Here is a 13,775-nt window from a genome sequence, read left to right as displayed (position 1 = left end):
CACCCCATGGCACCAAGCGAAACATTTATAACCTAAGATTGGAACAGATTTTATTGGGCCCTTCCCAATAAATACCTTGAGTTGATGGGTAATGAGGCTTAAAATCTCCTTGGAGCCCCTGAACAGGAACTTTGAGAGGCCCAATAAGCACGCCGTTCAGGGGTTTATCTATAACATGCTTAAGGACTCGGAGTACGGGGAGAGGCACGATGAACCAAAGTTTAAGTTCTTCACGTTCTCCGACTTCTTTACCGACTCCTCCGGGAGGCCGACGCTCCTGATGTCTTCACCTGAAAGAGGTTTCATTAATACCCTCCACAGCACTATCCGGGAGAGGGAAACCGTCCACATCGGCCAGCAGGAGCTGAGGGTTGTCGAGCTCAAGAAGTTCAGGCTCCCCCTGAGAAAGGCCTTCCAGACGGGCTCCCCGATAGTCCTGTATAGGAACGCCGAGGAAAACGAGTACTTCAAGCTCCACCAGCACAGGGATCTGCGCTTCTTCCTCGATAGACTCAAGGAGAACGCGGAGAAGAAGTACAGCGCGTTTTACGGAGACGAGTTCACCCTTGAGGGGCCCATCTTCGACAGGCTTATCCCGAAGCTCAGGAACAACGGGAAACTGGACGTTTACGTAAAGGTCGTCAAGAACGGCGTCCCCTTCCCGGTCATAGGCTCGAACTGGGAGCTCCTTGAGAAGGAGCGCATAAATCCGGAGGAAAGGCGCTTCTACCGCTTTATAATGGACGCCGGCCTCAGGGAGAAGAACAGCCTCGCCTTTGGGTTTTTGAACCCTGTCAGGAGGTGAAAAATTGGAGTTGAGGGAGCTGGTTAGCCTCGGCGGGCTCCTCCACGACATTGGAAAGCCCGTCCAGAGGGCAGGCTTTTATTCGGGTGATCATCCGAAACAGGGGGCGGAGTTCCTCAGGGAACTCGCGAGGAGTACCGGCAGGGAGGAATACAAACTTCTGGCCCTGTTCTCAGAGTTCCACCACCGGGACTACATGGACGAAACGGAGATGAGAAAAAAGATCCGCGAAGTCCGCCCTGAACGCTTTGGGCTCGGTGATGAGGACGTCCTCAGGGCGCTGTGGATCGTCTATGAGGCGGACAACCTTTCCTCCGCCGAGAGGGAGGAAGGAAAGCCGGAGCAGATAAGGCCGCTCCACTCAATATTCAACAGGGAAAAGGGTTATCCCCCAGTTACCCTCGAATTCGGCAGGGAGTTGCCGGTTCCAGGTGACATCGAGAGCTTAACAAAATTGAACTACGAGCGCGTGGTGAACGGCCTCAGGGAAGACTTCAAAAAGGCCGAGCTCAGGGTTGACAGGATTCTCCCGGTTCTTGAGAAACATCTCACCTTTGTAAGCTCCGTAACAGCTAAGGGAAACGTCATCTCGCTCTACGACCACATGAGGATGACCTCCGCTATAGCACTGGCGATGCTGAAGGCCGGCTGCACAGCTGAAGACGTGGCAACTGGAAGGTGCAAAAGGGAGAAGAGGTTCCTCCTGATCGAGGGAGACTTTTCCGGCATACAGGACTTCATTTATGAAGTCAGCGGAAAGGGAACCCTCAAGTACCTCCGCGCGAGGAGCGCCTACCTCGAGCTTATTTCATGGGACATCATCTTAGAAATCCTCAACAGGCTTGGCCTGACGAGGGCCAACGTCATCTTCAACGCCGGCGGCCACTTCCTCCTACTCGGCCAGAACACGGAAGGTGCCATAAAGGAACTCGAAAGCATCAGAAAGCACGTTGTGGAGTGGCTCTACCGCGAATTTGATGGGAAGCTTTACCTTGCTTTAGACTGGGAGGCAGTGAGCGGTGAAGAGCTCGGACGGAAGGGTGAGACAAACCTCTTCGCCGGGGCAAGGAAGAGGCTGAAGGAAAAGCTGAACATCAGGAAGCTGAGGCGCTTCTGTGAAGTTGAAGACCCCTTCAGAGGGCCAGAAGCAAGTGAAAGGCTCGAAGAGTGCGCCGTCTGCGGAAAGGAAGCGCCCGAGGGTGAACTTGATTCCTTCAGGCTGGGCGATGACCCAAGTGTGAAGGTCTGCAGGACGTGCAACGAACTCGTGGAACTTGGTAAAGAACTGCCCAAGGTTAAGGGGTTTATACTCGACAGAAAGGCCCACGAAGGCAAGGGAATAACGAAAGGCCCCTTCAGGCATTTCATACCTTACGTCGGGGAACAGATGCCGATGGGAGAAATTCTCCTCCTTAAGAACACCCTCGACGTTCCCGGGAACCTTCCGGGGGGCATTGAGTTCGTGCCCTACCTTGTGGCTGACTACTTTAAGCCGAGCGCTGAGGATAAGTACGCGGTTGCAGACTTCGAGGAACTGGCGGAAAACTCCACAGGAACGAAGAGGCTCGGCGTCCTCAAGGGCGACGTGGACAACCTCGGGCTGTTCTTCATGGACATGGACAGCCCCTCAAAGCTTGCCACGGCCTCGCGCTTCATGGACTACTTCTTCAAGGCCTACCTGAACGAGATCATTAACGGCAAGTTTGAATATTTGATGGGAGAAATTCCTTCACTCGGGAACTGGCCAAAAGAGCCTGATATCGTAGTTGTTTACGCCGGCGGAGACGACTTCTTCATTGTTGGCGCCTGGGACCAGGTCTTTGAGCTGGCCTTTAGGATTAGGGAAGCCTTCAGAGCCTACACGGGAAACGGGAGAACCCTATCGGCCGCCCTGGGTTATTTCCACCCCAAGACCCCAATCTACAGGATGGCTGATGCCGTGTCCGAGAGGCTTGAGAAGGCAAAAAGGGAGGGGAGCGATAAGGACAGGGTCTTCGTGATAGAGAGGACAGCTCCCCAAGGATTTCCGGTCGCTTACCGCTGGGAGCAGTACGAGGAACTCTGGAAGGCCTACAAACCGAGGGTTTACGCCGGAAACGGCAAACTGGCGAAGGAACTTGAGTCAAAGAAAGGCCTGCTCTGGCGCATTCTTGAGCTCAGGGAGCTCTACGTTAGAGACCCGAAGGGCGTGAAGTGGGCCTATCTGATAGCCTACCTCCTCGGCAGGCACAAGCTTTCCAGTCTCTTCCCTGAGCTCGTCGGGATAGATGCCGGGGCCGCCCTGAAGGGTGAGCCCCAGCCGATTTACTGGGTTGATGGCGTATTGAAGGTTGTCTTGATGGCCGTTAGGGGGTGATTCGATGAGTTATGGAGGGAACAGGAACGTTGGTGATAAAAACCGCCACCAACACACGGCTCCGTCTGAGGAGGAAGTCTTCAGAAAATTTGACAACCTGCAGTTCTGGGAGCTTCAGTCTGTAATTAAAAACAACGAAGCTATTAACAGAGCCTATTGGAAAATCAGGGATAGATTTTCCAAGTTCCCTGAATGGGATGAGAAAGAAATGCTTAGGAACGCGGCAATAGTGGCAGCAAAGGCCGTCGTGGACAAAATTCATACAACCCAAGTTAGAAAGATCATCGAAATGGCTAAGGATGTACACGTAAAGGTCAGCATAATCCAAGAAGAAAAAGCGGATCTTAGTAACGAGATCCAAGCAAATGCCCGGAAAATGATGATGTTGCTGGCTTATACTGCTGGAAAAAATCCCAACGTTTCAAGCCTTGCTAACAGTCTTCAACCAATTCTGGCGTGGCTCCTCGAAAACCCGAGTAAGGAAAACTTCAACCGCGTTTACGAGTTTTTTGAGGCCATAATCTCATACCACAGGTATTTCGGAGGGAAGGAATGATGGAGAAGGATAGAAAGTTCTACGGGAAATTCATTATTAAGGGGAAGATCAGAGCCGAAACCGGCCTCAAGATAGGTGCCGGAAGGAACGTTGCCGAGATAGGGGGCGTTGATTCACCTGTGATAAGGGATCCGATATCGGGCTATCCATACATTCCAGGTTCCTCCCTGAAGGGCAAGCTCAGGAGCCTCTTTGAGCTACACGTCCACACCCATCCAAAAGAGTTCAACTTGGAGTCGCTTGGGTTCAATAGGAACATAGGTACAGAGCAAAATAAGATTTTGATCCACGTCTGTGAAACCTACGAACAAGCCTCTAAGTGTCCGGTCTGCAGGGTTTTTGGTGCGAGTGGAGATGAAAGCAACTTCCCCTCAAGGATTATCGTGAGGGATGCACACTTAACGGAGAAATGGAAGAGTAAACCTCTCGAACTTATTACTGAGGCAAAACCTGAGGTTTCAATAGACAGGATTACATCAAAGACCAACCTCCGCCATTTCGAGCGCGTCGTCGCTGGGGCCGAGTTCGACTTCGAGATAATCTACAACGTTGAAGAGCTAAGCCAGTGGAAGGACGACATAAAGAACCTCCTAACGGCTATGGCCCTCCTTGAGGACAGCTACCTCGGCGGTTCCGGTTCCAGGGGTTACGGCAAGGTGAAGTTCGTCTTCGATACCTTCGAGTTCAGAAGTGCTGACTACTACCGCACCGGCAATGAAAGGGAGAAGGTATCCATACCAGTTGGAGAGAAGCCGGTCGTTGACATCCTCAAGGACTTCGACGGGCTGTTCTCGGGGGTGAAAGGGAAGCTGGAGGGGATGTAATGCCCCTACTTAAGTTCAAAGCAGTTAAGCTGATTCCCAGAGGGCCGGTAAGGGGGCTCCCCAGGGCCGACACGATATTCGGCGCTATCGGTAATGCCATAGCCACGCTCTTTGGCGCCAGGGCAGTTGACGAGCTGGTTGAGGGGTTCGAGAGGGGGGCAAGGATCAGCTCGGCCTTTCCCTTTGAGGGGGACACCTATTACTTCCCCAAGCCACTGAGCGCCGGTGTTCTCGACCTCGAGGAGCTTTTGAAAGACCTTTCCAGGGAGGAACGCTACGCCCTGGGGAAGGCCATGAAAAAAGTGACTTACCTCAACCTTGAGAACTTCGAGAAAGCCCTTAGGCTTGAGCCCTTTGGCTTTCCCACTGTCTTGCCCTTCAGGAGGGTGAACGTCCCCAGGGTGGCCCTCGACAGGGTAACCAGCGACTCCAGCCTGTATTTCTGGGACGAGGTGAGGTTCAAAGAGAACTCCGGCCTCTATTTCCTCTACTCTGGAGACGAGGACATTTTCAATGACTACATCCTCCCGGCGCTCCGCTATCTTTCCGACACAGGAATCGGCGGAAAGGCGACCTGGGGCTTTGGCCTCTTCGACTTTCAGGTTGGCGAGCTTGAGATAAACGCCCCTGAAAGCCCTTACAGTGCAACGCTTTCAAACGCCCTTCCGACGAAAACTCCCGTGCTCTGGAACGTCCTGAGGAAAGGTGGCTGGAGCTTTGGAAAAAGAAAGCCTAAGGTGAACTTCATCGCCGAGGGCTCCATCGTGGCGGACGACCCGGGGAGGATAATCCCCCTCGACCTCGGACTGCAGTGTAAGGTTCACGTCTACGGCTTAGTCTTCCCGGTCCCGGCCAGGGTTCCGGAAGAGGCTCTGAGAGGGGGGAACTGCCCATGAGGCTGGAGGTTCTCTCCCCGCTCCACATAGGGAACGGGAACAGGCTAACTCCAGTTGACATCTACCCAAGCGAGGACAGGGTCTACGTCCTCGATGTGGAAAAGCTTTTCAACGACCTCCAAAAGCTGGGCGTTGATATTGAGGAAATCCTCACGCTCCTGAAAAGCCCTCCTGGAGAGCACTACGTGTGGAAAGGCTACATCGAGGAATACAGCCTTAACCCATCCGACTACGCCCTCTACTCCCTCCCGGTGTTTGGTGAGCCCGGAAAAACCAGCATGCAGATAAACGAGTTCATAAAGTCCAGCGGGAGGCCCTACATCCCCGGCTCCTCCATCAAGGGAGCAATACGGACGGCCGTGTTCTATAAAGCGCTTAAGGATTGCGGCGATTCTGGAACGGCGATGAACCTCGTTGCGAACTTCTCACCAAACCTCGCGAGAGAAATAGGCTACAGTGAAAGTCTGATTGACTATTACGTTGATTACCTCAACAGAGAAACAGCTGAAAAGAGAAAGTTCGACGATAGAAGGGCCGACGACCTGCTTGAGGCCATAGTTTTCGGAATGGAGGGGAGTAAAGTTCATTACGAGCCCAAGCGCGACCCGATGAGGGCTTTAATCATAAGGGATAGCCCGGCCATAGGCAGGAAGCACCTTGCCGTTTACCGCGTCGAAGCCGTGGGGAACCCTTCACCGATACCAGTGTGGGTGGAGGCGCTCCAGCCGGGGACGGAGATTGAAGTTGAACTCAGCTTTGATGAAGAGCTCCTCAGGGTGAACTCCAGCTATTTCAACGGCCTCCTCTGGGAGTGCCTGAAGGACAGGGGAAAGCCCTGGGAAGTTTTTGAGGACTTCGTCTGGGAGGCCGTCAAGGAGTTCTACAACTCCATAGTAGAGCACGAGCTCAGGAGCCTTTCAAAGTTCGGAAGTCGGAGGGAGTCAGTCCGCTCGTTCTACGGAAGCATTAAGGGGAAAGAAAAAATCCTGAGGCTAGGCTGGGGGAGCGGGTGGATAAGCACCACAATCGGCCTCCTTCTGGTCGAAAGGGGCGGGAAGTGGGAACATGTCAGGAGAAAACTCGGGCTGGGCAGGAACCCATCGGGGAGGGGTTTCTCGAAGGACTTCCCGAAGACGAGGCGTTTAGCCGAGGGCAAACCAATGGGCTGGGTGGTGCTGAAATGAAGCTCCTCATAGCCTCGTGGGGGGACTTTGAGAACTGGAGGGAAGTCAAATACCACTTTGGGGGCGAGGTCAGCGTCGGCCCCTCAACCCTCCCCATCCTCCAGAAGGCCATAAAACCCGACTGGACGGTAATAGTCCTCTCTGAGACCCTCGGGAAGGACTTTTCCTCGCTGGAAGCCCTGAGGGAAGAGTTGAGGAGCAGGGTCCAGGAGTTCCTTGAAAGGATAGGTGCCGGCAGGGAGGTGGACGTCCTCATAGTCCCTGGCATAGGGAAGTTCGGGCACGGAACCTTCGAGGGGAGCGCGATGGACGTCTATTACTATGCGCTTCACGGCCTCTCCCAGGTGATTCCCCTCGAGGGAGAGCTCGAGGTGCACTTCGATATAACCCACGGGCTGAACTACATAACCTTTCTCGTCCACAGGGCCCTCAGGGAACTCCTTGGGATAAGGGCGCTCCTCAGCGAGACCCGCTTCAGGGCCTACAACTCGGACCCCTTCGTCCCAAAGCTCAGCTCCGAACTCGGCATAAACGTTATCGAGGACATCAAAGTAGAGCCCCACCCCTTAACCGGGAGGCTCCCAGGCCTTGATGGGTACATAATCCCTTACCTCACCGAGAAGAAGGTTCTGGGGGAACTCAAAAGGTTAAGGGCCTTCGAACTGATAAGGTCAGAGAAGAGGAAGCTTGAGGCTTGGGTAGGGTCGGTCGTCTTAGGCTTACCACTCCTCTTCGCCGAGGACTTCCCCGAGGTGGAGCCAATAGAGGGAGCCGTTGATGAGCTGATGGATACATGGGAAAGCCACGTCGAGGTCTCCGAGAAATCCGTCAGGAGGAAACTGGCCTTCGGGGAGGGCTTTGGTGCTCTGGTGAAGCTGGCCTTTCAGGTTAAAGCCCTGGGGAAGTTCAAGCTCACCCTCCCCCGAGCATCGACGACCTCTACAGAATCTCCCGGGAAGTCTTCAGGGGTGCTAACAGGGAGAGGGCAAACGTTGAGCTGGGAAAGATAGAGGACAAGGCAATAGCCTACGCTTCATCGTGCGTTTTCCCGGACTGGATGCCCCTGAAGGACTTTTTGGGCTTTGAGAAAGCCAGCAAAGAGATATCGCCCCGCAACTTCTTAGCGCACGCCGGCCTTGAGGCCAACGTGACCGAGGTTAAGATGGACCGCTGGGAAGCTGGGGATGTCAGGAGGGAGGCGAGAGAGCACACCTTCCTCCGGTATTCTCAGGAAGCCAGGAGACGCGTTGAGGAGATGACGGCAAATGCCCTCGGGGGTGTCTGAATGCTCGACGCTTACCTGAAGAACGGTGAGCTCTTTCTAAGGGACAGGGGAATAACGGAGATCACGGAAGAGACGATAAAGCAGGCCTACCTGTGGCCGGTCGAGGAGATGAGCGGGCTGAGCTTGGAGAGCGAGGAGGAAGCGGTTGCTATACTCAGAAAGTTCGGCTTCGAGCTGTCGGGCAAGACCTCCGAGTTGCTCCCCTCCTTCACGAAGACCTCCAAGGGAACCTGCTCCGTCTGCGGCAAGGCCGGCGAGTGGTGAGCAACAGGGCCTTCATCTACATAGACGACGACCTCTTTGGCTACATGATAGCGAAGAAGGTCGATGGAAAGAACGCCACCCTCAGGAGAACCGCAGTTGTGAGAACCAACGGCATGATATCGCTCTTCCCGTACCAGGAGGACAGGGATTTCGGGGTTAGATACGACCCGAGCGGGGACGACCACAACATATATGAGACAGAGATAGCCACCAACGTCATGAGGGGCAACTTCTTCATCGAGTTCGACCGCCTTGGGGTCTTCAAGGAGGGCCTTGAGGTTCCGAAGCTTGAGGGGCTTGAGGTCAGGAAAGTAAAGGACGCCACCGGAAAGAAGGTCACCCTCTACGTTTTGCCGGAGGAGGAGCGCGAGAAGAGGCTCAGGGCAATCTTGGAGGCGATAATGCAGTACCACGGCGGAGCGAAGCTGAGCAACTTCTTCACGAAGGTCTATCCCGAGGTCATGGTGGTGGCATTACTAAAGCGCAAGATACCAGTTATAGGGGATGCACTCAGGGTCAAGCAGGGCTACGTTGACGGGAAGCTCGTCCTCGACGTTGCCAGACTGAAGGAAACCGTGGAGACCTTCGGCGACAGCATAGAAAAGCTCTACATCGGCCTCTTCGAGAGCCGCTTCGCCAACGTGGACGAGCTGAGGGAAGCTTTCAGGGGCGTGGAGAACGTCGAGGTACTGGGCATGAAGGAGCTCAGGGAGAAGATAGCGGGGCTCGGTGAGTGACGTGCTCGGGCTTGTGGTGGAGGTAAAGCCTATACAGGCCCACTTCAGGATCCCCTACAATTCCCTCCTCATGGACAGCTACCCGTTCCCACCGAAGACAACGGCGATAGGCATGCTCGCCGGGGCGATGGGGTTACCGGAGGAAGGCCTCAGGGGACTGCTCAACGAGCTTCGCTATGGGGTAATCATTGAAGAGGCCGGCTCAAGGGTGGAAGAGACCGCGATAATCTTCAAGAAGGAGAACTCCCCGATATACCCCATAACTAAAGTCCTGTACCACAAGCCCCACTGCAGGCTCTTCTTCGCCGGGGAGGATAAGCTAATCGAGAGGGCCTACGAGGCTTTACTGGATCCAGCCTTTACGCCCTACCTCGGCGACAGCGAGAGCCTCCTTTACCCGGCGAGGAAGGACTACGTCAGGCTCGTTGGGGTGGAGGAAGGCAGAGAAACGACGCTCAGGAGCGTCATCCCGGAGGAGGCCTACTCATCCGGCGCGAGGTTCTTCGTCCTCAGGAGGAGCAACTTGACACTGAGGGACTACAGGATGCCGGTCGGCTTCACTTACAGCGGGAAGAAGAGGAGGGCGGTCTTCAGGAGGGTGGTGGCTTTTGCAGGTGGCTACGTCGAGCTGGCGAACCCCGTTGAAGTTTCCCTCTTCGACGGCGAGCCGGTCTTCACCTTTTGAGTGACACGGGCCTTTGAGTTTTCCCAGTTTTTGCTTTCTTCTTCCATGAAAGCTTGAAACAACGTCTGGATTCCAGTAAACAGCTGTGAAATCCCTCCAAAGGGGCAAAGAACCATCAGGCGGTCGTCCAAGGCATGCGTGAGGAACCCATCGAAAGGTTTTATGGATGCGAAATAGGACTGCCATCCAAGGAAGAGGAAGGCCTTAAATCCAAAGAGAACGTTAGAACTGGGAGTTCGAAGGGTCAAGAAAGGTGGACAAAACATTAAAGCAAATTTCAACCTGAAATGACAGAAAGTTTTTTGTAGACGGCCTTTCGATTTTCCAGTTTTTTGTGGAAGGCCTTAAAATTTCTCGGTAAAGCCAGAAAAGGCTCCGAAGAGGGCCTTATTTTTTGTGCCGGATTTATAAATGGCGTGCAGTGCTACGGGTTTCCACGGTAAAGCTTAAATAGGGGGTATAACATATCTTATTTTTGGGAAAGATGGAAATTTCCCGAAGGTTTCCGTAGGACAGAATTGTGTGGAAACAATCCCAGCGGGCAGAGCACGGGCCGGTTTCTGAGATAGTTTCCGTAGAACAGGATTGTGTGGAAACTGGGATATACGCCACCCTGCTCAAGTACTTCGAGTTCGACGAGAGGAACGTCTCCGTACGCTACCTCCTCCGGCTGGAAGGCTACTCCCTCGTCAGGCACTTTCTCGGGGATAAAGAGTACCAGTCTCTTAGGGCGTGGTGGTGATGTTTGTAATAGTGGTCTATGATGTAGACGTCAAGCGCGTCGCTAAGGTTCACCGCTTTTTAAGGACCCACCTCCACTGGAGGCAGAACAGCGTCTTCGAGGGAGAAGTCAGCAGGGCCCAGCTCTACGAGATAAAGAGAACCCTCGAAAGCCTTTTAGAGGGGGATGACTCGGTTCTGATATACGAGTTCCCGCGCGGGGACTTCACGCTCCACGTCGTAGGCACCGACAAGAGCCCAGCTGGGGAGGTAATCTGATGGGGATCACCGGGGTTATGGTCCAGTACTACTTCACCTGCAGGCGGGAGCTCTGGTTCTTCTCGCGAAACCTCAACTTCGACTTCGAGAACGATGACATGCTGATAGGCAGGCTGATACACGAGGAGGGCTACGAGAGGGACTGGAAGGAGGTCTTTCTGGGCGATGCAAAGCTTGACGTGGTGAAAGGAAGGGGGAGGGTGAAGGTCATCGAGGTGAAGAAGAGCTCCAGGCTCGAGGAGCCCGCGAAGTGGCAGCTCAAGTACTACCTCTACCTCCTGAGGAAGGCCGGCGTTGAGGCGGAGGGTGTAATCGCCTATCCCAAGGAAGGGAGGAGCGAGAAGGTAGGGCTGAACGGCGAGGACATCGAGACACTGGAGAGGGCTTTTGAGGACATCGAAAGGGTTATCTCCCTGGACAGACCACCCAAAGCCGAGAAAAAGCCATACTGCAGGAGATGTGCCTACAGAGACTTCTGCTGGGTGTAAGGGATGGAGTGGGATGAACTGGTCTGCCTGATGAAGGAAAGGAAGGCCAAGCCAGACAAAAGCCTTTACGAGCACTCGCTGGGGGCTAAAAAACGGGCCGAAGCCCTCTTGAGAAGGATTCCCCATCCGAAAGAGCTTGAAGACTGCCTCCTGCTCCACGTTTTCCTCCACGACTTAGGCAAGCTCGACGACAGGTTCCAGGAAAAGCTCAAAGGGGAGAGAAAGAAGGCCCCGCCGCACGCTTTTCTTGGGGTTGAGCTGGCTTTCCGTTTCCTCCCCTGCGGGGAACCATACAAAAAGATAGCCCTGCTCTCCATACTGACCCACCACACCGACCTGCACGAGGGCCTCTACCAGGGAGAGATAGACAGGGAAGAAAAGCTCATCGTTGGTGGAAAAGCCCTTTCCTCACCGGCAGAGCTTGTTTTTGACCTTCGGGAGGACGCAATTGTTAGCTTTGAAGATTGTGGCTTAAGCCCCTTCAAGGTCAGGGCCCTCTACACCCTCTTCAACGGCCTCCTCCGCGTTTCGGACTGGTTTGAGAGCGCGAACCTTCCGGCTGAGACGTATTACCTCGACTCGGGCAAAAGCGTCAGGGAAGCCGTTTTGGGCTACCTCTTGGGGAAGGGCTTTAAGCCGAGGGACTACCAGCTCCGCGTCCTCGGCAGAGGCGGCGGCTACTTCCGCCTCCCGACAGGGGACGGAAAGACGGAGACGAGCCTCTTAGCTACCCCCGACGGTGCCTCCAAGGTGGTTTACTCCCTCCCGACGATAACCACGACAGAGGCCATGAGGAAGCGCTTCGAGGGGATTTTTGGGAGTGAGAATGTCTCCTTCGCCCACAGCCTCCTCTTCCTGAGCCTCTACCGCAGGGGCGAGCTGGACTCAAAGCTCCTCCACCGCTACGCCATGAAACCGGTCTTCGTCTCTACCGTCGACCAGATTCTCCTGGCCTTTCTCAACTACCCGCGCTTTCCCGTGAGGGAGTTTGCACTGCGCGGAGCGCACTGGATAATAGACGAAATCCACGCCTACACCCCCTACACCCTCTCCCTCATACTGCAGGGAATCGGCTATGCAAAGGAACACCTCGGGACTGAAGTGACAGTTATGTCCGCAACGCTGCCGGGCCCTCTGGCTCGAGAACTGGAAAGGCTTGGCCTTGGTGAGCTCCTGCCCTTCTCTGAAGTCAGGGAACGCTACTCTTCCAGGAGGAGAGTGACAGTAAAGGTCAGGGACGAGGGCCTTTTGAACGCCCTCGACGAGATCTCCGGCGAGAAAGGGAAGGTCCTGGTGGTCACCAACACCGTCTCAAGGGCGAGGGAAATCTACGAGGCGCTGAGGGAGAAAAGGGCCGACGTTTACCTCTTCCACTCCCGCTTCATACATAAGGACAGGGAAAGGAAGATGGAGCTCGTTGAGGGCATCGAGAGGGGCATCCTCGTGGCTACCCAGGTCGTGGAGGTCTCTCTCGACATAGATTACGACGTCCTCTACACCGAGGCCGCCCCGGTGGACGCCCTCATCCAGCGCTTAGGCAGGGTGAACAGGAGGGGGCTTAAGGACGGTAAGGCATACATCTTTCAGCCCGAGGGGAAGAGGCCGTATTTACCATACGACAAAAGGGCCTACAGTGAGGCCAGTTCCCTCCTCGGCGAGCTTGAAGGGGCCGGGAGCGAGCTGGATTTGCTTAGGGTAAACGACGGGTTCTATGAGAGAATATGGGGCAGGTACGAGGCAGAGATAAGGAAGCCGAAGCTCGAGAAGGGCCTCATGATGTGGAAGAAAGCGGAAAAAGTCCTAAAGACCAGAGACACCTTCATGAGCCTCCCATCCATACCGGAGCCGTTCCTTGATAAAGCCATAGAGCTCGCGGCCGGCTGGGAAGAGCTGGGCGAAGAGGAAAAGCTGAGGGCGACCGTCTTCGTCATCGAGCACACGGTTAACGTCCCGATATGGACGCTGGAGGAGTACAAACACTTCAACGAAGACCTCTACGAGCGCTTTGGCGTTTTTGGGGTAGAGCTGGAATACGACAGCGAGGTAGGGCTGAGGGAGTAGCACTGGGAAGTGGGTTTGAAGGGAAAACAGTCTTTTTCGCTATTTTTGAGCAGGTTTCACCCGGTTTTCAGATTCTGCCCATGCATGTTTGTTTTCCATCCGTAAAAGCCTCTCTGGAGGTTTTTTCTTTTCTGTCTAAAAACCCATTGAAACGTTTTATGGCCATAAAATTCTTATCCGGTTCAGAGGCTCCGGGGCACTGAAACCCGAAAAGGGGCGGAGTTTTCGGAGTTTGACCGGTCAACCGGCTTTCAAAGAGTCTGGCTTCCGTTTTCAATCTGGGGTTAACGGCCAAAGCAGAAAAGGTGATTTTCGATTGCTTAATGACTGCATAGCAGCGGCCATAAGGTCAGAAAAAGGATATTATGGCCCATGGTGGCCTTTCAAAACCCGTGTCGGATTTATAAATGGCCCGCAGTGCCACAGGTTTCCATGATAAAGCTTAAATAGGAGTTATGATACCCCTTATTTTCGGGAAAGGCGGAAGTTTCCCGAAGGTTTCCGTAGAACAGGATTGTGTGGAAACAACCCCGGAATACTCTTTGCAACACTAACATCATCAAGTTTCCGTAGAACAGGATTGTGTGGAAACAGAAGTAGTCAATCGCCTTGTCCCTCGCTTGTAAGGCGGTTTC

General features: G+C 54.3%; 15 protein-coding genes. All 15 read left to right on the top strand.

Features of this window, described 5'->3' with window-relative positions; genetic code table 11:
* Positions 1–91: 91 nt before the first annotated feature.
* The 15 genes from cas6 to cas3 all read left to right on the top strand — a co-directional run bounded on the left by cas6 (position 92) and on the right by cas3 (position 13,140).
* Entirely contained in the window at positions 92–805 is a 714-nt protein-coding gene (gene cas6 / locus ACZ47M_RS05190) for a CRISPR-associated endoribonuclease Cas6 (RefSeq protein ID WP_315340782.1), read from the top strand.
* A gap of 4 nt (positions 806–809) precedes the next feature.
* Positions 810–3,161 carry a type III-A CRISPR-associated protein Cas10/Csm1 gene (gene cas10 / locus ACZ47M_RS05185; RefSeq protein ID WP_315340780.1) on the top strand — a complete coding sequence of 784 codons (2,352 nt, stop codon included), beginning with the start codon at positions 810–812 and terminating at the stop codon, positions 3,159–3,161.
* A gap of 4 nt (positions 3,162–3,165) precedes the next feature.
* Positions 3,166–3,717 (top strand): type III-A CRISPR-associated protein Csm2, encoded by a 552-nt coding sequence (gene csm2, locus ACZ47M_RS05180; protein ID WP_315340777.1) that lies wholly within the window; start codon positions 3,166–3,168, stop codon positions 3,715–3,717.
* On the top strand, positions 3,714–4,541 hold the full coding sequence (csm3, locus tag ACZ47M_RS05175) for a type III-A CRISPR-associated RAMP protein Csm3 (protein WP_315340775.1): 828 nt from the start codon (positions 3,714–3,716) through the stop codon (positions 4,539–4,541). Before csm2 ends, csm3 begins: the two co-directional genes overlap by 4 nt.
* On the top strand, positions 4,541–5,437 hold the full coding sequence (csm4, locus tag ACZ47M_RS05170; protein ID WP_315340772.1) for a type III-A CRISPR-associated RAMP protein Csm4: 897 nt from the start codon (positions 4,541–4,543) through the stop codon (positions 5,435–5,437). Before csm3 ends, csm4 begins: the two co-directional genes overlap by 1 nt.
* Positions 5,434–6,621 carry a type III-A CRISPR-associated RAMP protein Csm5 gene (csm5, locus tag ACZ47M_RS05165; RefSeq protein WP_315340771.1) on the top strand — a complete coding sequence of 396 codons (1,188 nt, stop codon included), beginning with the start codon at positions 5,434–5,436 and terminating at the stop codon, positions 6,619–6,621. Before csm4 ends, csm5 begins: the two co-directional genes overlap by 4 nt.
* Complete coding sequence (csx1, locus tag ACZ47M_RS05160; protein ID WP_315340769.1) at positions 6,618–7,631, top strand: CRISPR-associated CARF protein Csx1; 1,014 nt, start codon at positions 6,618–6,620, stop codon at positions 7,629–7,631. Before csm5 ends, csx1 begins: the two co-directional genes overlap by 4 nt.
* A gap of 47 nt (positions 7,632–7,678) precedes the next feature.
* Positions 7,679–7,906: a TM1812 family CRISPR-associated protein gene (locus tag ACZ47M_RS05155; protein WP_315340767.1), complete on the top strand. Its 228-nt coding sequence runs from the start codon at positions 7,679–7,681 to the stop codon at positions 7,904–7,906.
* Positions 7,907–8,170 (top strand): hypothetical protein, encoded by a 264-nt coding sequence (locus ACZ47M_RS05150; RefSeq protein WP_315340765.1) that lies wholly within the window; start codon positions 7,907–7,909, stop codon positions 8,168–8,170.
* Positions 8,167–8,907: a type I-B CRISPR-associated protein Cas7/Cst2/DevR gene (gene cas7i / locus ACZ47M_RS05145; protein ID WP_315340763.1), complete on the top strand. Its 741-nt coding sequence runs from the start codon at positions 8,167–8,169 to the stop codon at positions 8,905–8,907. Before ACZ47M_RS05150 ends, cas7i begins: the two co-directional genes overlap by 4 nt.
* Complete coding sequence (cas5, locus tag ACZ47M_RS05140) at positions 8,900–9,592, top strand: CRISPR-associated protein Cas5 (RefSeq protein WP_315340760.1); 693 nt, start codon at positions 8,900–8,902, stop codon at positions 9,590–9,592. The genes cas7i and cas5 overlap by 8 nt, the downstream gene beginning before the upstream one ends.
* 589 nt (positions 9,593–10,181) lie before the next feature.
* Entirely contained in the window at positions 10,182–10,334 is a 153-nt protein-coding gene (locus ACZ47M_RS05135) for a hypothetical protein (RefSeq protein WP_315340757.1), read from the top strand.
* Positions 10,334–10,591: a CRISPR-associated endonuclease Cas2 gene (gene cas2, locus ACZ47M_RS05130; RefSeq protein ID WP_315341102.1), complete on the top strand. Its 258-nt coding sequence runs from the start codon at positions 10,334–10,336 to the stop codon at positions 10,589–10,591. Before ACZ47M_RS05135 ends, cas2 begins: the two co-directional genes overlap by 1 nt.
* Positions 10,591–11,079: a CRISPR-associated protein Cas4 gene (gene cas4 / locus ACZ47M_RS05125; protein WP_315340754.1), complete on the top strand. Its 489-nt coding sequence runs from the start codon at positions 10,591–10,593 to the stop codon at positions 11,077–11,079. Before cas2 ends, cas4 begins: the two co-directional genes overlap by 1 nt.
* A 3-nt stretch (positions 11,080–11,082) precedes the next feature.
* Complete coding sequence (gene cas3 / locus ACZ47M_RS05120; protein ID WP_315340752.1) at positions 11,083–13,140, top strand: CRISPR-associated helicase Cas3'; 2,058 nt, start codon at positions 11,083–11,085, stop codon at positions 13,138–13,140.
* Positions 13,141–13,775: the final 635 nt, after the last annotated feature.

It is taken from the genome of Thermococcus waiotapuensis (assembly GCF_055384795.1).
This window is presented reverse-complemented; position numbering and strand designations above follow the sequence as displayed.